The 22,317-nt window shown below is 44.0% G+C and carries 21 protein-coding genes; 13 read left to right on the plus strand and 8 right to left on the minus strand.

From position 1 onward, the window contains the following. Window positions 1-18 precede the first annotated feature (18 nt). Both betB and AC27KT_RS06085 read right to left on the minus strand, forming a co-directional pair. Window positions 19-1,485 carry a betaine-aldehyde dehydrogenase gene (gene betB / locus AC27KT_RS06080; protein ID WP_487128303.1) on the minus strand — a complete coding sequence of 489 codons (1,467 nt, stop codon included), beginning with the start codon at window positions 1,483-1,485 and terminating at the stop codon, window positions 19-21. Between the two features lie 704 nt (window positions 1,486-2,189). Then, on the minus strand, window positions 2,190-3,053 hold the full coding sequence (locus AC27KT_RS06085) for an META domain-containing protein (RefSeq protein WP_487128305.1): 864 nt from the start codon (window positions 3,051-3,053) through the stop codon (window positions 2,190-2,192). A 172-nt stretch (window positions 3,054-3,225) separates the two neighbouring features. On the opposite strand from AC27KT_RS06085, the gene AC27KT_RS06090 reads away from it, so the two are divergent. Beyond that, a complete protein-coding gene (locus AC27KT_RS06090; RefSeq protein ID WP_487128307.1) occupies window positions 3,226-3,741 on the plus strand; it encodes an Mpo1 family 2-hydroxy fatty acid dioxygenase in 516 nt (171 codons plus the stop codon). Window positions 3,742-3,798: 57 nt separating this feature from the next. Here AC27KT_RS06090 and AC27KT_RS06095 read toward each other — a convergent pair whose 3' ends face one another. The 3 genes from AC27KT_RS06095 to AC27KT_RS06105 all read right to left on the minus strand — a co-directional run bounded on the left by AC27KT_RS06095 (window position 3,799) and on the right by AC27KT_RS06105 (window position 4,970). After that, entirely contained in the window at window positions 3,799-4,455 is a 657-nt protein-coding gene (locus AC27KT_RS06095) for a crotonase/enoyl-CoA hydratase family protein (protein ID WP_136782134.1), read from the minus strand. A gap of 106 nt (window positions 4,456-4,561) precedes the next feature. Continuing rightward, entirely contained in the window at window positions 4,562-4,768 is a 207-nt protein-coding gene (locus AC27KT_RS06100) for a hypothetical protein (RefSeq protein WP_487128309.1), read from the minus strand. Window position 4,769: 1 nt separating this feature from the next. After that, window positions 4,770-4,970, minus strand: a complete 201-nt coding sequence (locus AC27KT_RS06105) for a hypothetical protein (protein WP_487128311.1) — start codon at window positions 4,968-4,970, stop codon at window positions 4,770-4,772. Between the two features lie 363 nt (window positions 4,971-5,333). Between AC27KT_RS06105 and AC27KT_RS06110 the strand changes: the two genes are divergently transcribed. The 12 genes from AC27KT_RS06110 (at window position 5,334) to AC27KT_RS06165 (ending at window position 16,213) form a co-directional block, all read left to right on the plus strand. After that, window positions 5,334-7,364, plus strand: a complete 2,031-nt coding sequence (locus AC27KT_RS06110; protein ID WP_487128313.1) for an aminotransferase class I/II-fold pyridoxal phosphate-dependent enzyme — start codon at window positions 5,334-5,336, stop codon at window positions 7,362-7,364. A 93-nt stretch (window positions 7,365-7,457) separates the two neighbouring features. After that, a complete protein-coding gene (locus tag AC27KT_RS06115; protein ID WP_487128315.1) occupies window positions 7,458-8,240 on the plus strand; it encodes a TrmH family RNA methyltransferase in 783 nt (260 codons plus the stop codon). A gap of 37 nt (window positions 8,241-8,277) precedes the next feature. After that, window positions 8,278-9,285, plus strand: coding sequence for a ribosome biogenesis GTPase YlqF (ylqF, locus tag AC27KT_RS06120; RefSeq protein ID WP_487128316.1), 1,008 nt, complete (start codon window positions 8,278-8,280; stop codon window positions 9,283-9,285). A gap of 124 nt (window positions 9,286-9,409) precedes the next feature. Continuing rightward, window positions 9,410-10,240: a hypothetical protein gene (locus AC27KT_RS06125; protein ID WP_487128317.1), complete on the plus strand. Its 831-nt coding sequence runs from the start codon at window positions 9,410-9,412 to the stop codon at window positions 10,238-10,240. Window positions 10,241-10,251: 11 nt separating this feature from the next. Continuing rightward, entirely contained in the window at window positions 10,252-10,788 is a 537-nt protein-coding gene (locus tag AC27KT_RS06130) for a hypothetical protein (RefSeq protein ID WP_487128318.1), read from the plus strand. Further along, window positions 10,789-11,682, plus strand: a complete 894-nt coding sequence (locus AC27KT_RS06135) for a galactose oxidase early set domain-containing protein (RefSeq protein ID WP_487128319.1) — start codon at window positions 10,789-10,791, stop codon at window positions 11,680-11,682. A gap of 12 nt (window positions 11,683-11,694) precedes the next feature. Further along, entirely contained in the window at window positions 11,695-11,910 is a 216-nt protein-coding gene (locus AC27KT_RS06140) for a hypothetical protein (protein ID WP_487128320.1), read from the plus strand. Between the two features lie 72 nt (window positions 11,911-11,982). Then, window positions 11,983-12,600 carry a hypothetical protein gene (locus tag AC27KT_RS06145; protein ID WP_487128321.1) on the plus strand — a complete coding sequence of 206 codons (618 nt, stop codon included), beginning with the start codon at window positions 11,983-11,985 and terminating at the stop codon, window positions 12,598-12,600. 104 nt (window positions 12,601-12,704) lie between these two features. Continuing rightward, a complete protein-coding gene (locus AC27KT_RS06150; protein ID WP_487128322.1) occupies window positions 12,705-13,202 on the plus strand; it encodes a WbuC family cupin fold metalloprotein in 498 nt (165 codons plus the stop codon). A gap of 383 nt (window positions 13,203-13,585) precedes the next feature. Then, on the plus strand, window positions 13,586-13,807 hold the full coding sequence (locus tag AC27KT_RS06155) for a helix-turn-helix domain-containing protein (protein ID WP_014950268.1): 222 nt from the start codon (window positions 13,586-13,588) through the stop codon (window positions 13,805-13,807). 567 nt (window positions 13,808-14,374) lie between these two features. Next, window positions 14,375-15,004 (plus strand): uracil phosphoribosyltransferase, encoded by a 630-nt coding sequence (gene upp, locus AC27KT_RS06160; RefSeq protein ID WP_014950265.1) that lies wholly within the window; start codon window positions 14,375-14,377, stop codon window positions 15,002-15,004. Window positions 15,005-15,187: 183 nt separating this feature from the next. Continuing rightward, entirely contained in the window at window positions 15,188-16,213 is a 1,026-nt protein-coding gene (locus AC27KT_RS06165; RefSeq protein ID WP_487128323.1) for a LacI family DNA-binding transcriptional regulator, read from the plus strand. Between the two features lie 144 nt (window positions 16,214-16,357). Here the strand turns inward: AC27KT_RS06165 and AC27KT_RS06170 are convergent, their stop codons facing one another. The 3 genes from AC27KT_RS06170 to AC27KT_RS06180 all read right to left on the minus strand — a co-directional run bounded on the left by AC27KT_RS06170 (window position 16,358) and on the right by AC27KT_RS06180 (window position 22,186). Next, window positions 16,358-19,261, minus strand: coding sequence for a TonB-dependent receptor (locus AC27KT_RS06170; protein WP_487128324.1), 2,904 nt, complete (start codon window positions 19,259-19,261; stop codon window positions 16,358-16,360). 322 nt (window positions 19,262-19,583) lie between these two features. Next, entirely contained in the window at window positions 19,584-20,162 is a 579-nt protein-coding gene (locus AC27KT_RS06175; protein WP_487128325.1) for a thymidine kinase, read from the minus strand. Window positions 20,163-20,167: 5 nt separating this feature from the next. After that, window positions 20,168-22,186: a putative bifunctional diguanylate cyclase/phosphodiesterase gene (locus tag AC27KT_RS06180; protein WP_487128326.1), complete on the minus strand. Its 2,019-nt coding sequence runs from the start codon at window positions 22,184-22,186 to the stop codon at window positions 20,168-20,170. Window positions 22,187-22,317: the final 131 nt, after the last annotated feature.

The following is a 22,317-nucleotide window of genomic DNA, read 5'->3' on the forward strand; positions in this document are numbered from 1 at the left end:
ATGTACTCCTACTGCGGCTTAAAACGGGCTCTCAATTTGGCTCATACCTACATAAACCGATTTGGTCTGAGTGTATCTATTAAGCGTTTCAACGCCGTTTTCACGTCCAATGCCAGACTGTTTGTAGCCGCCTACAGGCATTTCAGCAGGAGAGTTACCATAGGCATTTATCCAGCAAATACCGGCTTGAAGCTGGTGGATAACACGGTGCGCGCGCTGAATATCCTTACTAAATACACCGGCGGCTAAACCTAGCTCGGTGTCATTCGCGCGTGCGATCACTTCGTCTTCATCATCGAAAACCAAAACGCTCATTACTGGTCCGAAGATCTCTTCTTTAACGATAGTCATATCGTCAGTGCAGTCGGTGAAAATTGTTGGTTCGACAAAATAGCCATTAGGTGCAGATGCCGGAGAGGCAGCGTTCCCGCCGGTTAGCAGCGTTGCGCCTTCTTCTCTTCCTTTGGCGATATAGCTAAGTACCAGCTCTTGGTGCTTTTTAGAGATAAGTGCGCCTAGGTTTACGTTGGGGTCAAGTGGGTCGCCCATAACAATGTTGTTTTCGGTACGGGTTTTAAGCTCATCAATAAAGGCTTGATACACAGAGCGCTGAACGTAAACACGGGTGCAGTTGGTGCAAATTTCGCCTTGGGTATAGAAATTACCCAGCATTGCGGCGCTGATAGCTTGGCTAATGTCAGCATCTTCGAATACTACAAGCGGAGACTTACCGCCAAGCTCCATTGTCACGTCTTTTAAGTTCGACGCAGCGGCGCTTTGCATTACTTTCTTACCCGTGCCTACTTCACCGGTAAACGATACTTTTTCAATGTCTGGGCTGTTAGTAAGCCACTGACCTACTTGTGCTGCGCCTTGAACCACATTAAATACGCCGTCAGGTACGCCAGCTTCAGTGAAAATTTCAGCCAGTTTAAGCGCACCCATTGGGGTTTCTTCTGACGGCTTAAATATAAACGCATTGCCTGCGGCAAGGGCGGGGCCTGATTTCCAGCAAGCGATTTGAATAGGGTAGTTCCATGCGCCAATACCGGCACAGATACCTAGCGCTTCTTTGCGCGTGTAGAAGAAATCGCCACCCACAGGTTGCTGGGTACCTAGTTGTGTAGGAGCAAGGCCGGCATAGTACTCAATGACATCAGCACCAGTTTCAATATCAACACAGTCGGCTTCTTGAATAGGCTTACCGGTATCGAGTACTTCAAACTTAGCGAGTTCGTCATTACGCTCACGAAGCAATGCAACCGCTTTAATAAGAATGCGGGTTCTTTCAATTGGCATCATTGCTGACCATACCGCAAAACCTTCTTTGGCACTTTTAATTGCTTCTTGTTGAATAAACTCATCAGCCACTTCTACGTGGTAAATTACCTCACTGGTAGCGGGGTTGGTTACTGCAAAGGTTTCTTTGCTTTTGTTTGCCATCGGCTTGCCGTGAATGAAATTCTGATAAGTCGGTAATGACATGCATAAACTCCTACTTTTAAAAGGACTAAAACTTTCGCCAATTTGCGGGTACTGCGCATTAACTTCTATTACGAATACCTAATACGTAGAAATAGTTTCAAAATGATGAATAGTGTTGAAACTATTTTCTCTATTGAAGTGTTAACTTGCTCGAACAGAGCATTTTCGCTCTGTAAAAGTCACCCTGTAAAAAACATCGTTACCTACTGCGCCAATGACGCATTATTGAAGGTTTATAAACGTAATGTCGCACGTCTTTTTACTGATGTTTTTATTTTAATTGGTCGTTCAATAAAAATAAATTGTATAGTGTTCTAACTATTGTTTCAACTTGTGAGCATAGTTACAGAAGCGGAATTACTAGGAGTAACCTGCGAAATTTGCTGGTAAGTAAATGATTTTAAATAGTAAAGGTGTAAACATATAAAAATATAAAGAATTAGCTATCTCCATGCTTAATTCACTTTTGATTGACCTATTAAAGGTGCGAAAATGTTTAACTGAAACTAATTGAGTTGGAATAAAGGCTAAAATGCGCGGGGCTATAAGCAATGAACTAACAACATTGCGTTACACAATTTGATAGAGCTGAAATGAGAAGCTAAAAGGGCAGATGAAGCCCTTTTATCATGTGAGGTAAATATTAAGGTAGATACTACGCTAACGCCTGGGGCGAGAACCGTTAAACAAGCATCTATTTCACTTTAGGAGTTTAAACTGCAATGGTAATAACCTGAGTTGATCGAAAGGGTGGCAGCATCACCTTTATTCCAAAACACGACATTCTTGTTGTTGGTGTATTTGGCCCCCGATGCTGAACGCGATAACTGCACAATGTGATGGGTACTGTTTAATGATAAGGCCAGTGTGTCTGGCCCCAGCGTATTTACTTGTAATGTAGCGAGATTGGCATTAGGCGTTTCACATGTGTACGTTTTGGTCGACTCTTGGCTGTTCGAGCTAACAACATCTTGTTTTTGCAATGAAGTTTGTTCAGACAACACCGTATCAGTATTAAGGTTTGTTGGGCTTGCTGCTCTATTGGCTGCCGACTGTGAGGACTGCGCTACAATCGCTCTAATGATTTCGTTACCATTACCGTCATAAAGAATCAGCCAAGTATTTTCCACAATCGAATAACTTTTCGATGCGGCTAGCATATCGATAAAGCGTTGTTCTTGATTCATCAGTGCGGGAGCACATGCCTTCTTGGTGAGAATGAGCTTATCAGTGGAAAAGGGTTCAGTTGAATTTTCATCACTAAATACTGTTTCGGCTTCTTCTACATTAAGCGCTCCAGTAAACTGATTACAACCTGTACTACCGCTGATTCTGCTTGTGTCGCCGTTTGAATTTACGTTAAGCGTAACATGACTGAAATCGATAATTCCTGCCCGACCTATACTCTCAACCTGCCAGTGACTAGCTGCTAACGTAAGTGGTTTGCCTTCGGTAAGCTTTTCACTGCCTTCGCTTTCATCTGAAGAGAGAGAGGGAGCCGAGCTGCACGCTGTTAAAGAGAGAAGCGCTGAACCTGCCAAAGCACAAAGGTACTTCCTGTAAGTCATGAAAACTCCAATTGTTTTAATCAATTTTACTATGATTCGTGATTGCCTACGAAGTTCACCCTAAGTTTCCTGTCCTAAATAGACGTTGGTTTAGTTTGTCGTCAAGACGACAGTTTGTGAGGGCAGTAGCAGAGTAAACTGAAATCTCGATTTAATTTGTGGTTGATGCAGTATGAAAAATTTAGAACAGCACTTAAGTGAGTACGCCAAGTACCACAGAGACCAAAGAAACATATACACCCATTACGTCGGTATTCCGCTAATTGTTTTCTCGGTTTTCTGTCTACTAAGTAAGCCTGCGTTTCTAGTGAACGCGCCAACCTTAGGGGATATGATCATAAGCCCAGCGCTGTTTATTTGGGCAATTGGTAATGCGTTCTACATTAAGTTAGATATAAAGCTTGGCGTAGTGATGACGCTTATCACGGGGGCTATGGTCTATTTCGCTCAACCTATCGCACAGAATGAAATGGGAACATGGCTTGCTATCTCACTTGGCATTTTTATTGGTGGTTGGATGCTACAGTTCATTGGTCATCACTATGAGGGTAAAAAGCCTGCGTTTGTCGACGACATAATGGGGCTGGCCATAGGACCACTATTTGTGCTTGCTGAATTGAGTTTCGAATTGGGCCTTAGAAGTGCACTTAAAGAAGAGATTGAACGCCGCTCCGGACCCATAAAGTAACTGCTTTAGACAGCGCGTTGAAACAACCAGTCTCAACGCGTTGTTATAACATAAGCGCTAAGCTTTCATCTTCTCTATCGTTTCTTTACGCAATTGTATTTTAGACTCAGCAAAAGACTGTCTAGGCAACATCTTCAACTTTTCTGCATAACCCATGGCTGTCGCTAATACCTGCTCTTGAGGTACTGCGGCATCTAAAAAGCCCGCTTTTACCGCTTCACTGCCTTGATAAATACGTGAGAAAAGTAAAGCTTCAGTTTGAGACGTATTCGCTAATCTAGCTTTGGCTAGTTCCATACCGAAAGGCGGGAGTACCATACCAATGGCGGTTTCATTAAGACCATACTTAGTATCTGCGTCTTTACCAATGCGCAGGTCAGCAGCCATAAGCATAATTGCACCCATTGCAATGCTGTGACCTTCTGCAGCAACGACAACAGGTAGTGGAAAACTATATAGGCGTACGATTAGCTCAGCGCCTTTTGACACCAACTCATGTTGTTTTGCTTTGTCGTCGGCTTTCATTACCGATAAGTCAAACCCGCCGCAAAACTTGCCTTCACCACCGTGTAATACAACCGCTTTTGCGTTTTGTTCTGCTTCATCTAAGGCATCGTTAAACTGCTGAATAAGCTCAAAGCCTACGGCGTTAACTTTTCCGTCGTCAAAGGTGATTACTGCAATATCGTTATTAATAGCTAAATTAAACGCCATGGTATGTCCTGTCACTTTCTTAGTAGGAATTAATTTACGTTACACTCTGTTAAGCGCAACTTTCTAGCAGTGATTGTAGGTAATTGATTTCTTTTATGATAGTGCTTTAGGCTTCATCTTCGGGATATGTGCTATGAATATCGGCAATAATTCGCGGAAGTTCTGCAATAAGCTTCTTTTTATATCGGCGTTGCCTGCGACGCGCTTTCGCGTTATTAGCCCGCCATTGCGCACGTTTATCTTTCACAACTCGCTCTAGGTCTTGGCCATCCTCTATTAAAATTGCGTCGTTAATGGTTGTTCGTTTCGTCATACTAAAACTCCAACTTTAGCTGTTTATCACGCCATTGTTTCGAGCGTTGGTTGAGTACGTGAAGCGAGACACTCTCAGTGGCTATTTGTTTGGCAAGGTTTAATGCAGCGCTGGCTTGCTCGTCGGTCAGGTTTTTATAGGCCGGCGAGGGAATAACCTCATACCAAGCACAGCCGACAATATTGTCTAAAATCACCCGCATAAAACAGTGGTCATGATGTATGGGCCAGGTGCTTTTCTTCGTTGAAGCAATAGAAGGGAGCAAGTTTTTCGCGTAGTGTAGAAATTCCCGTAGGTTACTTTTGTGCTTTGTTGATTTTGAAAGGTAAGCGTGTGGGAATTGGTTGTGAAGGGAAGGTGTGTGCATGAGTGGTTTAGCCCCGGTCCAATTCGTTTAGGCACTATTATTACGACATAGCAAGAGTTTACACGACACCAGTGAAATTCAGAGTTACACTATTTTTAGTTTTACTGTTTTTGTTTATAGATTCTTAGTTTATTGATTCTTAGTTTTATGAGTTTTAGCCTAGCGCTAAACGCTCATTATTAATTACATGGTTGGTTAATGCGCCCTCATTTAAAAATTCTTGTTATAGAAGATGCTGTTGATCTGTTGGAACAAATTACGTCAAGTATAGGCAACACGATTGCTTATTTTGACAGAAGTGACGTTGAAATAAGCCTGCTTGAAGCGAACTCCGTTGCAAAGGCACTACAATTTGTTCGTGAAGACGGTGACATTCAGGCTGTGGTATTTAGCTGGGATGTGGTAGCGAAGGTAAAAGAGCTGACAGACGTAGTGCCTTTAAATGGCGTACTTAATGAAAATACGAGCCCCGCAGCCGAAAGCGTCAGTTCACAAAACGCGAACGAGAAAACCACAAGCGAAAAGTCGTCTACACGCAACACGGTGATTGATAATAACGCCAGAGTTATCGACGCCATTAAACGCATTCGCCCTGAACTTCCCGTGTATGTCTTAGGCGATGCAGTAAAAGGGTTGGATATTGTAAACCAAGCCAATGGCATTGAATCATTCTTCTATCGTAACGACATTATTTCAGACCCAGAATCCATTTTGGGTTATATCATCAATGACTTTGATGATAGAAACGAAACGCCGTTTTGGACTGAATACAAAGACTATGTGGTAGAGTCTAACGACTCGTGGCATACGCCAGGTCACAGCGGTGGCGCAAGCTTTAGAAATTCACCTTATATCAGTGATTTTTATCGTTTCTTTGGCCGTAACGTGTTTGTTAGTGACTTATCGGTAAGCGTAGACTCGCTGGGCTCACTATCAGATGGCACTCACGCTATTGGTAAAGCGCAAGCCGCTGTTGCGAATACATTTGAGGTTCGCCATTCCTATTTCGTTACGAACGGCTCTTCTACATCAAACAAAATTATTTTGCAGACGCTGTTGCGTGAGGGCGACAAAGTTATTGCCGACAGAAACTGCCACAAGTCAGTGCACTACGGCATTATCCAGGCGCGAGCCATGCCAGTGTATTTAGACAGTGTGTTTAACCCTGAATACGGTATATTTTCACCGCCTAGAATGGCGCAAATTAAGCAACTTATTGAAGAGAATACTGACGCTAAACTGATCGTACTGACAGGGTGTACCTATGACGGGTTACTTACCGACCTTAAGCAAGTCGTAAATTTAGCCCATGAGCATGGCATTAAAGTGTTCATTGACGAAGCATGGTTTGCGTATTCTTTGTTCCACCCTGCATTGCGTGACTACTCTGCTATCGCCGCTGGGGCAGACTATATTACTCACTCTGCGCACAAAGTGGTGTCGGCGTTCTCTCAAGCATCATTTATTCATGTAAATGATCCGGATTTCGATAAAGACTTCTTTAAAGAAGTGTTTGCAATCCACACCAGTACCTCGCCCAAGTATCAACTGATTGCCTCGCTTGATGTATGTCGTCAGCAGCTGGAAATGGAAGGCTACAAAATTCTTAATGAGCTATTAAGTAACGTTGCCGAACTCAAATCGCAAATGGCCAAGTTCAAGCGACTTAAAATACTCTCACCTAGTGACTTTGCGAATATGTTTTCTCACTTTGAAAGTGACAATATTGGGCATGATCCGCTTAAAATCCTAATTGACGTATCGGCGCTAGATTACTCTAACCAAGAGATTCATCGTTTTTTAATGGATGAGGTCGGTTTAGAAATCGAGAAGTTTACTCATAGCACTATTTTAGTGCTGCTTACGCTAGGTGGAATGCGCTCTAAAATCGTGAGGTTGTACAACGCACTGAAACGACTTGATGACGGTGCTGTTAACCTAAGCAAGCGTAAGAGCAAGAGCCCGTTACCGGCAGACATTCCGCCCATTCATTTAGACGACCTTCCGTCGAAAGCGTTTTTCAGCCCTAGAGAAGCCATTCCATGGCAAAGCAGCGTCGGTCGCACTGCAGCAGGTTTAATTACACCGTACCCTCCAGGTATTCCGCTTATTGTTCCGGGGCAAAAAGTGGAGCAAGCGCATATTGATTATCTTCAGGCACTGGCAAGCCAAAAGCTAACCGTGCAAGGTATTTACGATGGTGACATTTACGTGGTTGCTGAAAAATAATTAAACCATGTTATCGGCAGGGTAAATTGTCACCTTGCCTTTTCCTGAACTTACCTTACACTTGCGCCGCAAGTAACAAAAAGGGCAGTGCAAATGAAACTAAGTGACGTGAAAAAGCTTCATCAAAAGAAATTTAGAACGCAGTTCGGATTCTATTTGGTTGAAGGAGAGCACTTAGTTTTAGAGTTAATTAATGTTGCTCAGCATAACAGCAGTTCATTAGGTGATATCACCCTTTATGTAACGGCTGAGTATGAGGTATGGGTGAAAGAAAGGCTTGCTGCCTCTAAAGCTGCGGTGAAGATTGAGACGATATCGTCGCAACAAATGCAGCAACTCAGCGATACTAAGTCACCTCAAGGTATTATTGCTCGCGTTCCACTTCCTAACGCTTCATTAAGTTCAGACCGCTCACAAACCAACATTTCTGAAAACAGCTCTAGTACCGAAAAGTACATCTATCTTCATGAAGTACAAGATCCTGGTAACTTAGGAACGATATTAAGAACATTAGCGTGGTTTGGTAATTTCACACTTTTGCTAAGTCCAAATAGTGTGGATCCGTACAACTCAAAAGTTGTACGTTCAAGTATGGGGGCGATTTTCCACGTAAACATGGAATTGAATGTAGCACTTGAAAGTTTGAGCAAACGGTTTAAACGTTTCGCCTTCTTGGACATGAGTGGTGAAAGCATCACCTCACACACCTTCGGTGAATACCAGTGCTATCTTTTTGGCAATGAAGCTCGTGGGGTGCCTTCACAAACACTTTCTCAGCTAAACGCAACGGCATATACCATTGCGGGAAGTGGTAAGATTGACTCGTTAAACTTGGCCAGCGCTGTGAATATTTGCGCTTATGAATTGACCCGTTAAGCACACCCCCTCAACTCGATTACGATAGGAAACAACCATGGCATTACAATGGTTCCCAGGGCACATGCACAAGGCCCTGAAAGAAATTAAAGAGTCGCTTAATCAAGTAGACATTCTTATTGAGGTGCTTGACGCACGTATTCCGTATTCTAGTGAAAACCCTGAAATTGCAAAAATTCGCGGCGACAAGCCCTGTATTAAAATTCTTAACAAATACGATCTAGCAGACCCTGAAATCACCGCCCGCTGGCAGGAGAGCTTAGAGAAAGAGCGTGGCGTGAAGACGATTACGACCTCTAGCGATAACCCGGGCAACAGCAAGCAAATTATGCAGCTGGTTAAAAGCATTTGTTCGTATAAAGAAGGTCAGCCCAAAGCAATTAAAGCGATGATCACCGGTATACCTAATGTGGGTAAATCGACGCTAATAAATATTTTGGCCGACCGAATCATTGCTAAAACAGGTAACGAACCCGCTGTAACGAAAAGCCAGCAGCGCATAAACTTAGGCAGCGGTATTATTTTGTTTGATACGCCGGGAGTACTGTGGCCCAAGCTTGAAAATCCACATTCTATTTATCGGCTGGCTTCATCAGGTGCTGTTAAAAACACCGCCATGGAATACGATGATGTCGGCTTTTTTGCGGCAGATTATCTCATTAAAGCGTATCCAGAGGTAATGAAGGAGCGCTACAAGCTGGACGAGTTGCCGGATACTGAAATAGAGTTTCTGGAAGCTGCCGCCAAAACGCGCGGAGCAATTCAAGCGGGTGGTCGCGTAAATCTTCATAAAATATGCGAGATCCTGCTTAAAGAGCTGCAGTCGGGTAAGTTGGGGCGAATAACGCTAGAGACACCGGAAATGCTGGAAGTCGAAAAAGAAGAAATGGCACTTGAGGCGGCAAAGAAAGCTGAAGCGAAAGCCAAGCGTAAAGCAAAATTCAAAACAGGCTCGTTAACACCTGATAAGAAAGATCGGAAAGAAAAACGAGAAGAAAAGCGTCAAGAACAAAGCCGCAGAATGCGCGCTAAAAACAAAAAATAAAAAATATAGTATTTTTTGCATCCAAGCATCCTATTGAATTGTTTTGTTAATATATCGTTTACATTTATTGGTGTGATCCCAGAGATAGAACGGCATGTTAACTTAACAATAATAGGATGCCACAATGTACAAACGTCCACTGGTTTTACCCACACTCACATTACTTACATTAAGTATCACCTCTCACTTCGCTCTTGCCGACCGTAATAAGGGTAAGGTTCCCATCGTCACCCCGGAATGTTCAGATATCGCTCTTTGTAAGCAGCAGGGTATTTTTACAAATCCGTTCGAAGAGCCGTTAGTGACGGGTGAGTTCCCAGACCAAAACAACACGAACATTACTAACCCACTCAACAACTATCCAGATAATGGGAAATGTGAAGAAAATGAAGACGGTGTGCTGAAATGCAAACCTGCAGCGGGGAGTTTGGCGCTATTGAACGATGGCCGTATTCTCTATTTTAATGCGTTAGAAGGTACAGAAAACGTTGAATACAACGCGCTATTGGAAATCGGTTCAGCCATAATTAACGATCAAACCCGCGTGCTGACGATGAAAAACGACAATGCGAGTTGGATAGCGCCATCACCTGTCGATGCAGGGGCCAACCCTGATGGCAATGATTCAGAAACCATTATTGGCGATATCACGGGCTTGTTAGGCACATCGCTGCCCCTAGATTTGAACACCGATGACGATAGAACTAACAATGACGGCGCGCTTTTTTGTGCCGATTTGGTCGGTTTGCCTAACGGCGAGCTTATGGCTGTGGGGGGAACTGATTACTATCATGAGCTTGGTGTGAACACAAGCCTACTTGGCGAGCCTATCAATTTTGGGTTGTCTGAACTAGAAGGGCTTAAAAATAGCCGTATTTTCAACCCTGACGATAACAGCTGGCGCAAAACAGGGGATATGAATTTTGGACGTTGTACCCTAGTGCACTGTCTTTAGCGAACGGAAACGTGCTGGTTGCAAGTGGCGTAACCAAGCTGGTGAAGCCGGTTTATTTAACCCGCCCTGAAACTTCAGGTCGCAATGTTACTGTTACCGAAACCTACGACACATCGTGCGGAGAATGGAGCGATAACGGCCCACTGGCCGAGCGTTCGTTGCCTCTCTATCCAAGATTACATCTTCTACCTAACGGTCATGTGTTTTACAACGGTGGCGGGCAGGCATTTAACCCATTTGGTCAAAGCTACGATCAGGCATTATGGAACATAGTAGCAGCTTATGATCCTCAGTCGAAAACATGGGCAGACCTAGGTTTTGCCGGTCTTCCACTCCACTTGAGCGAAGCCGGTATTTCTGACTTGGCAAGCTTCCTCAATGTGACTAACACGCAAGCTGATGAGTCGTTAACTGGTTTGCTCACTGGTTTAACGGAAGAGTTTATTGCCAATCCTTTTGATGCGTTGGCGCCTATAATCGACGACCCGTATCGTTTGGCTGATGTACAAGCCTTGCTTGGTGCTGGATTTAGAGGCTCAACGTTTTAAATGATGCTGCCGCTCACCCCTGACGAGAACGGTACATACAGTAAGGCTGAGTTTCTTACCGCTGGTGGTGTATTGACTGGTGTTGCAGCAACAAGCCCAGGTTTATATTTAGGGACGAATTTAGCGCGTATCGACTCGGTAACTATTGAAGGCGAGAAAATGCTTTATGACTCTCGTTCAACAGGGAGTCTTAATCAGGGGCGCTGGTATGGGACAGGAGTGCTATTGCCTACTGGTGAGGTCTTAGTCGTATCGGGCGCGGACAGAGATGAGGTAGTGTTACCTGGAACAGGTAAACCCATCTTGAAAACGGAAATATTTAATCCTGAAACTGAAACATTTGAGCAAGTTGCTGAACAAAATAGACCGCGTACTTATCACAACTCCGCCGCATTGTTGCCTGATGGCAGTGTATTAATTGGTGGACATGCACCAATTAACACCGCTTATGCGTATAGCGTTACGCTTCCAGGGTTTTCTCCAAACGACGGAAGAGATCCTTCCTTTGAAATTTATAAACCTTCTTATATGTTTGGCGACCGTCCTGCCATCGGAAAAAGAAACAAAACTGTCGCAGTGGGAGAACGTTTTGCGGTAGGCCTTAAAAATACCGATGCGGCAACAGCAGCCATGAATGCCAATGTAGAGTCGGTAGTGCTAATAAGACGTACTAATATCACTCACTTGATTGACGGTGATCAGCGCAGCGTAATACTTCCTATTGTACGCAAAACTGACAGACGCGTTGTTGTTCAAATGCCAACTCAGCAAGCGGTGGTTCCACCAGGGGATTACATGCTCTTTGTTAATGCGCGTAATGAAAGCGGCGAGATAGTTCCTTCTGCATCAAAAGCTATTACGGTGACAGGCGAACTTTCGGCGATGTGCCAGTAGGAGAATATAGCCATGATTAAGCGAATAATCTTTATGAGCACTGTGTTATGTGCAGGCTTATTCACAGCTGCAAATGCATCAGCCCACGGCGCTTCTGCTGTCGCGGGTGAGTGGCTGCCTGTCATTGATAACGCCAACACTCATAACGCCAATATAACTTCTCAAATTCAAAGCTCACCCTTGGGTAATGAAATCCTTATAGAATTTACTGGCAAAGGAAAGCTTTAAGTACTTGGGAACGATGGCGAACCTTTTATTCGCATAACGCCGAGCGGCGTTTATGCGAATTGGGATCACCCTATGTGGTACAAGGTGCAAACCGCGGGGCCTAGGCCCTTGCCGGAGTGGGTGACAGACAACAAGGTGGAATCCAAATGGTCGCAGGTGAGTAAGAATAATTACTATGGCTGGTATGACAAACGACTTGAAAAAATAGATGAGCACCTTGATAAGTGGAATGTAGCGATTGCTTTAAATGGTGAGCGTAGCGATATTTCCGGTTACTTTAAGTCTTTGGCGCCACCTGCAAAGCGCACATTAGTGACCGTAGATAATGTGTCGTCGCCAATCGCTGACTTGAGCGCCATAGTGATCCCTGGCGCTGAACGAGCAATTCGAGTTAGTTATCAAGGTGATCACCATATGGTAGTTTTGGATGAATACCAATCGCCTATGCTCAGATTTAGCCCTAAAGGTGTGGAGGTGAATACTCTTAGCAAAGGGTGGCAAGCACTTGGTCGTGCACCATCTAAATCTGAGACGCAATGGGTTAAAGTTAGCTCTCAAGCAGCCTACACCTGGCCTGACAGTCGGTTGGAACAACAGCGAGAGGACGGCTGGAGAATTCCTGTGTTTTGTCACCAAGATAAAAAAGTGAAGCATATAAAAGGTGGGTGGGTAGAGGTCGCGAGCCTTTGATGATTTGGTAGCTTGCATTAGGTGAGCTATTGATCACTTAAGCTTGCATTGCTTCGTGAAGGAGGGATACGCTTTAGGCTACTATCGCAATAATTGACAGGACCATGACGTTGGACACTATTCAGTATTTTGATAAAGCATTATTTGAAACGCTCAAGCAGTCGGCCGAGACAAGCCCTCGCCGGCGAGCAAATTTTAACGTTCACAAATCTTATACTGATATGGTCCAGCGTTTGTTTATTGCAATGATGCCCGATTCCTACGTGCGGCCTCACAGACATGTGCAGTCTCATAAATGGGAGTTCTTCATGGTGGTAGAGGGCGAGTTAGACATTCTATTTTTCAGCGAAGATGGCGACGTTGAAAACAGAGTAACGCTAACGGCCAGTGGAGAGACCTGCGGAGTAGAGATTCCTCCTAACACCTGGCACGCAACGGTGTGTCATAGCCCAGTAATTTTCATGGAAGTTAAACAGGGTCCTTACGAAGTCACCGATGATAAAGGCTTTGCAAGCTGGTCTCCTGAAGAAGGAAGCGACCAGGTCCCCAATTTTCTAGCATCACTCAAGCAAGCGGCGGTGGGTGATAGCGTAGCCTTTTAAAGGCACTTCTTGTCTAATCACGCACTCATAGCATGCTTTAGACACTTTCCTTTTTGGAAAGTCATTGCTATTGCTTATCTACATGGTATGGTTAAGGATAAGTGACAGAAGGCCGCTGCTGAATTTTTGAAAAGCACCGAAGCCTCAACATTTAGCTTAGTTGCGGCAAAGGGCCGTTTGTACAAGCACATTGTGAAAAGAGAATTATCATGCAAAACGTTTCAACTGGTTATTTTTATAATTTTAATTACTGATTGCACCTGACCGTCGGTGTTCAGGGGCAAGTATTGGCTTCTGGGCACTGCAGGTAGAACGTTTTGCAAAAGCCCAGAAGGTATCACCATCTGGGCTTTTTTAATGCCCGAAATTCTCGGTAAAAGACAATGAAAGAAATCACACTAGGTGACATCAGAAAGCAGCACAGAGTTAAACAGGAAGTCGTAGCAATGGCGTTATCAGTGACGGCTTCAGGCGTAAGCAAGTTGGAATCAAAGCGCATTCAGGACGTTTCACTTCAACGTGCTGCTGCTTATCTAGCTGCGGTTGGCGGGAACATGAAAATTGAAGTGACTATGCCAGATGGTGCTACTTTACAAGTAGGGTAGTAGCGCATGCTAATTTTTATGCGGTATTAATGCACCGCAAAGAATGGCAAATCCAACCTTTACGGTATCGGACTTGCCATGTTTTTCATTACTCTTAATACAAGTTCGCACGTCGTATTTTATTGGTAGTAAGCCGCGCTATTTTCTCTAAAGCGGCGTGAAGTAGCGAATGTGTGTAGCCATTCGTTAAAGGAAATCCCCCTAGCACTTTGTTCATTATAAAATGGACTAGGCGATGATACTGGAAAGGTATTATCTTTGTAGAAGTCGTTTAGTACCATGTGACACGTGCCTTCACCAATATAAAACTGATAGTTCCATGTGAACGCTGACAGCGCATGAAGTGACGCATTTGCCTGAAGCTGCCAGCCAAGTATGTAGCCTAAATCAGATATTGCGCCACGAAATGTAGCTATAGCCTGCGCTCTAAGTTAACGCATTTATCCACTCTGTCTAGCGTTGATGTAGCGTTTTAAAGCATTGAATAAACATATTTTTACGACTAATCGCTTTAACTAAAATACTTCTGGGTTAAAATATAGCTAAATCGATTACAAGGAGTCTTACATGGCCGTTCACGAAATTACCCATCCGCTTATTGCGCACAAACTAGGGCTTATGCGATACGCAAAAATCAGCAGCAAAGACTTTCGCGAGCTTGCCTCTGAAGTAGGGAACCTTCTGACTTATGAAGCAACGCGAACACTGCCTACGGAAAGAGCGACGATTAAAAGTTGGTCGGGGGATGAGGTAGAAGTAAGACAAATTAAAGGTAAGAAAATAACTGTTGTCCCTATTCTTCGTGCTGGCTTAGGTATGCTTGAAGGCGTACTGGAACTTATTCCAAATGCGAAGATTAGTGTAGTAGGGCTGTACCGTGATGAAGATACACTGCAGCCAGTTGCCTATTTTGACAAGGTAGTAAAAAACATTGATGAACGTACCGCACTGATTGTTGACCCAATGCTGGCAACAGGTGGTACCTTAATTGCAACAATCGACCTTCTTAAAAAGAAAGGCTGTCGAAGAATAATGGGACTATTCCTTGTTGCTGCGCCTGAAGGCATTAAAGCCGTTGTTGAAGCACACCCTGATGTTGATATCTTTACCGCCGCAATAGATGATAGATTGAATGAAAAGGGTTATATATTGCCAGGATTAGGCGATGCTGGAGACAAGATCTTCGGAACGCGGTAACAGAAAAAGCGACTTAACATTAAGTCGTGTTGTATTTTTTAAATAAAACTCACATCAAACGTTAATTTTTTTAAGTTAAACGTTTAAGAAGGTGTTACAATCGAAGGGTGGTAACAACGAATGTTTATGGCCCTTCGACACGTAATATGGGGTAACAAGCTTCGTTAAATGAGTTAATTATTAATGAACAAATCAAAACTTACCCTTAAAGACGTTGCTGAACAGCTGGGCGTTTCAACTGCAACTATTTCAAATGCATTTAACCGCCCAGACCAATTATCAAAAGCAAAACGCGATGAGATTTTAGCGCAGTGTAAGAAGATTGGTTATAGCGGCCCTAATAAAGCTGCGCAGATCCTAAGAAAAGGCACGTCAAACATTGTAGCTTTGGTGTTGGCCGACAGCATTTCATATATGGTAAGTGATCCCGTCGCCAGTACTTTTATCAAAGGCGTTTCTTCTACCCTCCAAGAAAATGGTAAGCACTTGTTACTTTACGCAGGAGACTCTGACAGCATTCTTGACGTTGTTGATTTTGTTGATGGATTCATTTGCTACGGGCAGCCTCGTAATAGTAATCTGGTAACTGAGTTAGCGGTATCGCCTAAACCCGTAGTTACTGTTGATTTTGACATTGAAGATAAGCCGTCTATTAATATTGATAATGAGGAAGCAGCGTATCGCGTCGCGTCTCATGCACTAAACGAAGGTGATAACGTGGCAATTTTTGGCCTTCGTCTTATAGACTCGCCTTCTACATGTCGTATTTATGATAATCCATTGATAGATGTAGACAGCTCAATTGCCCACCGCAGGCTTGACGGTTATTTGAGGGCTGCAACAGAAAAGAGTATATCAGTCAGCAATGAGCGTATTTGGCACCTTCCAGAAAGTGACAGACACTTCGCGAGGCAGGCGGCGAAAGAGGTATTGACTAGCTCGCCCAGACCCAATGTAGTTTTATGTATGAGTGATATTATAGCGTTGGAGTTATTACACTTGGCATTAGAAATGGGAATAAAGGTGCCAGAAGAACTTAAAATAACAGGTTTTGATGGTATTGAAGAAGCTGAGCGGACTCGACCTAACCTTACCACCGTATGTCAGTCGAGTGTCGGTAAAGGTAGTGAAGCCTGTAAAGCGTTACTCAATTTGGTGTCTACCAAAAGTACATTGCCTTTCGAACTTCGCGTCGGAGAGACGGTATAAAACAAATCTTGTAAAAAACGAGAAGGCGGTCAAGCGCGTGTGATTGCTTTCTCGTTTTTTAATGATGCTGCTTTCTAGTTAAAGCGTTGATGAAGGGCGGTTAAAAACCGCCACTTTCTTTTTCTTAACTAGCACGCCTGCTTTTTAATAAAAAGCATAGTTAAGATTCAGCATGTAGGATGGGCCGAACTCGCGACGAAGCGTGACGATGCCTGCATCATCAATGGTTTCCTCTTTCTCATCTGTAAGGTTAACACCTTGCAGTGATACTCTTAGCCCCTCTAAGTATTCAATACCGCTGTCCGCAAAATCGTAGCTAATTTGTGCATCGACTTGGGTAACAGCGTCACGAGTCGCTGGCTCAATTTTGTTAGACCCTCCGCGCTGGTATGTGAGAAACTCAGAACGGTCAGTTGCTGCAACTCTTATTTCAAAACCATTCATTTCGTAATATGCAGTAATGCTATAGGTATTATCTGATTGACCAGGGATTGCGGTACCATCTTCAAGTTCAGCATCCAAAATGGTTGCCGAAGCGGCAATACCAAAACCGTCCAACTCATCTGCAAGCATTCTCAATGGAACGTTAGCTGTCAGTTCAATACCCTTCATTTCTCCTTCAAGGCCGTCTTCGAAGAAAGAATAGAAACCCTGGTCGGGTGGTGTTACCAAGTCACCCACCTCGTATGGCGTATCTTGAGGACCATAGTTACCAGCAACGTCTATCACTCTGTCATGAAATCCAGGAATAAAGTAATTGGCACCGTCGTTGGTGGCGTCGTTTGTGAAATCAATGAGTTGATTGCCATCACGAGTCCAATTCACCAGGTCTTTATAGAAAAACGCAACGGAGATGTAGCCCTCTTCATCGAAATAGTTTTCAAAAGATAAGTCAAAATTATTTGCTTCTAGTGGGCGAAGCGTAGGGTTTCCAGTGAATTTTGACCAAGGTGAACCGAATTCTCTTACCGCAGCTTCAGAGTTTTCTGTGGCAATAAGTTCAATGTTCTGATCGAATTTAACAAAGCCTGATGCTTTCATTTGATCTATTCGGGCTCGGCTTATGGTTTTAGACGCGCCAAACCGTAAATAGCGGTTTTCATCCAGTTCCACACTCACATTTAAACTAGGTAGGAAATGAGAATAATCGTCGCCGTCTGTAATAACGCAGTCGGCATCGACGACACCATTGCTGTCATCATCACACACAGCGAAGTTGGGCCCGACAATACCGATGAAACCAGATGAACTCTGGTCGGTTTGCACGTATTGCGCTCCCACATTCCCTTTTACATTGAACCCTTGAACTTCGGTCTCAAAGTCCAATTGCGCATACAAGGTGGTCACTTCTTCATCGACTGTGTACGTATCGCCCAGTCGGTCTGGCTCTAACAGACCGGCATCATTTAGTGTGTACTCACCATCGTTATAAGGGGCAAAACCGTCGTAGGCCACAACATACCCCATTCCTGCCCACGTAAGGTCGGCAAGCCCGTTATACAGGTACTGTTGGGGGATGGCTTCAGAAAACGGATAAGAAGATGCAGTGGCGAAGAAACCTTTGTTATCTTTCGCTTTGTACCTGTCGCTGTAATTCACTCCAACTGTGAAAGTATTAAAAATGCTCCAATCGACATAGCCTACCGCTTCGAAGCGCACGGTCGTCAATTCTTCTTCAAAATCTGCGAAGTTTAAGAACCCGTCTTGCGCATTAAAATAGCTGTAGGGCTGGCCATTAGCTTGAAGTGCGTCGGTGGCAAATTGCTCGGCGATGTTAGCCATACCACCACCCCATACTTGAGGACCGGCCAGTTGGAGTAGGGCAGGGTCAGAGAAGGCATCTAGACCGCTGCTGTCAGTAAAGAATATGCCGTCTGCGCTCATTTGGAACTGACGTGAACCCAGCTGCCCCTCATTGAGCGCGCCCGAGCGAGCAAGACCCGCGTAAGATTCGCCACGCAAGTCTCTTTTACTCGACTCGCTGTTAGCAACATCTAAAGTAACAGACCAATCATCACTTACATCATAAGTGATGTTTAAACCAAAGGTTTGAAGCTCGCCGTCTTTTTGTGCAGGATCCGTCCGTAAAACTGGGTTTGCGTTTATTTGCGTTCCTGAATTGTTAATGCCGCTACCGGAAACGTTAGCAGCTGCGAAAGGTTCGATGAAACCGCGAATAACGCCTGAATCAGAATAATCAATATCAAGGGCATCAAATACGATATCGAGTCTATCAGTTGGACGCCATTGAAGAATGGCTGAAATAGTGTCCCTTTCCAATACACGGCTAATAGCTTGGGTATCTAAGCCAAAGGGAAGAACCTGTCCGTCGTCGTTTTCACCGTATCCCCATACTCCGTATTTTCTTTCATTTCTAGGGGATTCCGTTGATGCAATAGCAAGGGCTAAGCCCACTGTGTCGTCTGCAAACTTTTCCACAAACGAGAGTGCAAACCGGTTTCCGTTATTATCGAACTCGGGGTTATCCGAATCATTGCCACCCAACTCATAAACACCAGTGACGGTAAGCGTTTCTTGAGCTGCGAGTGGGCGTACTGTCTGAAGGTCAACGGTACCGCCAATACCTTGTACGATAAGCGAAGCATCAGAAGTTTTGTAAATTGTGGCACCTGTCATAATTTCAGCAGGGTATAAGTCATATTCTACGCCACGGTTATCTCCAATACCGATAAGCTCTCGGCCGTTTAGCGAGGTACCGGTAAAATCTTCTTTGAAACCACGTACAGAAATACCTGATGTTCTTCCACCCACTCGTTCACCTGAAAGGCCTGGCAAGCGGGCAAGCGATTCCGCGATTGAAGAGTCTGGGAGCTTGCCTATGTCTTCGGCAGATATGGCTTCAACAATTGAATCGTTGTCCATTTTCACCGCTTGGGCGCGCATTAAAGAGCCCCGAATACCTGAGACTTGAATAATTTCTACTTGCTCTTCGTCAGATGTGTTTTGCGCCAGTGTTGATCCACTGTTAAGGGCTGCGGTTATGGAAATAGCTATTAACGCAGGTCTAAATGTGTGTGTATGCTTCATGAAGGCTACCTTGCTGAGAGTGTTAATGTAATCGTTTTTTACAGCAATTTAACAATAGTAGTAGTTTGGCAACGACGCAAGCCGATGACTTAATTGTTTAAGGGCGGTCGAGTACGGGCAGAGTTATCCGAAGTCACAGTAAAGTATAATTTTTTCAATGAGATGAGGTTAATTTTACCAATACACGAGAAATGCGGACAGAACAGAAGCAGGTTACTTGGAATACCCACTTCTTTTTAAGAACAGGACTTAATTAAGGACAACTCGACTATCATAAGGAAAGTCGAGCAAAGGACACTGCCGTCGTTGTTGTTAGGTTAATCTAGTCCCAAACAAGTGTTTTAAAGTGTTTTCTACACATTGACTCATAGGTATCGTTGCCGCCAATTTGAACTTGATCGCCATTTTTTACAGCGTTTCCGTTTTCATCTAAGCGGACGACGAAACTTGCCTTTTTACCGCAATGGCAAACGGTTTTTAGTTCGGATAGCTTATCTGCCCAAGCCAGCAAATAGTGACTGCCTTCAAAGGTTTCACCCAAAAAGTCGGTGCGTAGGCCATAGGCAAGTACCGGCACATCAAGTTCATCAACTACATCTACCAGCTGTTTTACTTGTGCTTTCGTTAAGAATTGTGCCTCGTCAATAAATATGCAGTCTGGCTTCAACGCTTCGCAGTCTCTGCTAATTGAGACAAATAGATCATCGCCTTTTGCATATAGCTTGGCATCCGCTTGCAAGCCGATACGAGACGTGACTTTCCCTACGCCGTATCGATCATCAAGTGCTGCGGTATAAATGACTGAATGCATGCCGCGTTCACGGTAGTTATAAGCTGATTGAAGTAATGATGTAGACTTCCCTGCGTTCATTGCAGAGTAATAAAAATAAAGTTGAGCCATGGTGATTAATAATTTTCGTTATACCAAGAGATAAGATCACTGGCATTCATAGGCTTAGCAAAATAAAACCCTTGCAGGTAATCAGTTCCCAGTAAAGCAAGGTGTTGTCTTTGCTCCTCTGTCTCGATCCCTTCTGCAATGGTTTTACAGCCAAACTCTTTTGCCATTAAAAGTGTTGCTCTTATTATGGTATCACTCTCTTCAGAGCTATTCTGTACAAAAGAGCGGTCAATTTTAATAAAATCACAGGGCATAGATTGTAGGCGGCTTAACGATGAGTAACCAGTGCCGAAATCATCTATGGAAACTTTAATACCTCTAGCCACGAGTTCATTGACTTTCACGCCTACCACTTCTTTATTGCTCGCGAAAACACTCTCGGTAATCTCTAGATGTAATCGCTCAGATGAAATCTGTGTAGACTTAAGTGCATTGTCTAGCGTTTTTAAAAAGCTATCATCAAGAAGTTGAGAAACTGAAACGTTAATAGATATTGCAAGGCCTTGTTTAAACTGCCAGTGGGATAGGTCTATAAGTGCGCGATTCAATACCCATGCTCCAATTTCAGGCATGAGCCCGCTGCGCTCGGCTAAGGGAATAAACACAGCAGGTGAAATATGCTCGCCATCGAACTTCCATCTAAGTAAGGCTTCCACAGAAGAGAGAGTATTCGAATTGACATCCATTATTGGTTGATAAAAAACGGTAAACTCGCCATTGTCTATTGCACCGCGAAGTCGCTCGCATAGTTGCTGTTCTCGCTTTATATCCTCGTGAAGTGCTTCGCTGAAAACGCCTATAGAGCCGCGCTGCTGGCGTTTTTGATCGTACATAGTTAAATCCGCCTGCTGAATCAAATCAACAGCCGTTTCGCCATGTTCAGGAAACATTGCGATGCCAATAGTAGCATCAAGGGTGATTTGGTTATCGTTAGCAATAATCGGAATGGTGATGCCGCTGCGCATTGCATGGGCCACCGCTTTAGCCGTGTCGATGTTAGCGTAGGGAATAACGGAGACAAATTCATCGCCGCCCCACCTTCCAAGAAGGTTTTCCTCTGTGTAGTTACGTAACCTGCCTGCAATTTCTGCTAGTACAATGTCACCGACCTTATGGCCTAGACTATCGTTTACCTGCTTAAATCCATCTAAGTCGATGAATAAGAGTGCCAATGAGTTATCAAGCGCGCGGGTAGTGTCGAGTAAGTTATTCAGGTGTTTTAAAAATCCATTTCGATTGAGTAAATTAGTTAACGGGTCTCTATTGGATAGTCGGTAGAGTTCAGCGGTTCGCCGTTCAACTTCGGCTTCAAGATTTGCATTTGACGCGTCAAGTTTTTCGTTAGAAGCTACAAGCAGTTGATTTACTTTTTCTGTTTCACTACGTTCAACCTTCATTTGTTCCACTAAGCTATTGTTTTTCGCTTTAAGGTGTAGCGTACTTATAAAAAACCTGTTGTAACGAAACGCACTCATAAAGATACCAAACCAGAAAACTAGGCCCAAAATACCTAAAATAAAAAAATCGCCTTGCTCGTCCAAAATTGCGCACAATGACATGGGCACTAAAAGCGCTGTTGAATAGAACCCTACAAGGTTTTTATCTGGTGATAGCACTGTTCCTGCGCCTCCAGCCATGGCTGCAAGTACCACCATAGTTGCCGCAAGCTCAATAGTGGCCATAGTCTGATAAAAAAGAACAGAATAAAGCGCCCAAATCGTTCCAGTAATATAAAGACCAACGGAAAATCGTATTAACGCGGGGCGAGGATCATAGGGCTTTCCGGCTAACTTGACGCGCCAGTAAAGAGAGTCCATCAGACGGGCTACACAAACGCTTACCATAGCAGCCCACACTTGTAGCTTGTGTGTGAACGTCGATGGATCATCGTTATCAAAGAAGAAAACGAGCCCCGAAAAGGCGAAAATAGTCATTAAAAAGCCGATAAAGCTGTTGCCTATCAGCATGTCAGTTGTGTCTCTCTCTATTTCAATCTTCGAGATAAAGTCGTTTTGTATACTCAACCTGTTGAAACCTATAAATAATGCCTTTGGTGCACGTAATGCGGGTTAGTGATGTAGATACCCCTGCAGTACAATTATTAACTATTTTCCATTTGGGCCTAATGATCTCGAGCTTACGAACTTAGCTCCTT

The sequence above is a fragment of the Alteromonas sp. 5NW40-0090 genome, from assembly GCF_057552975.1.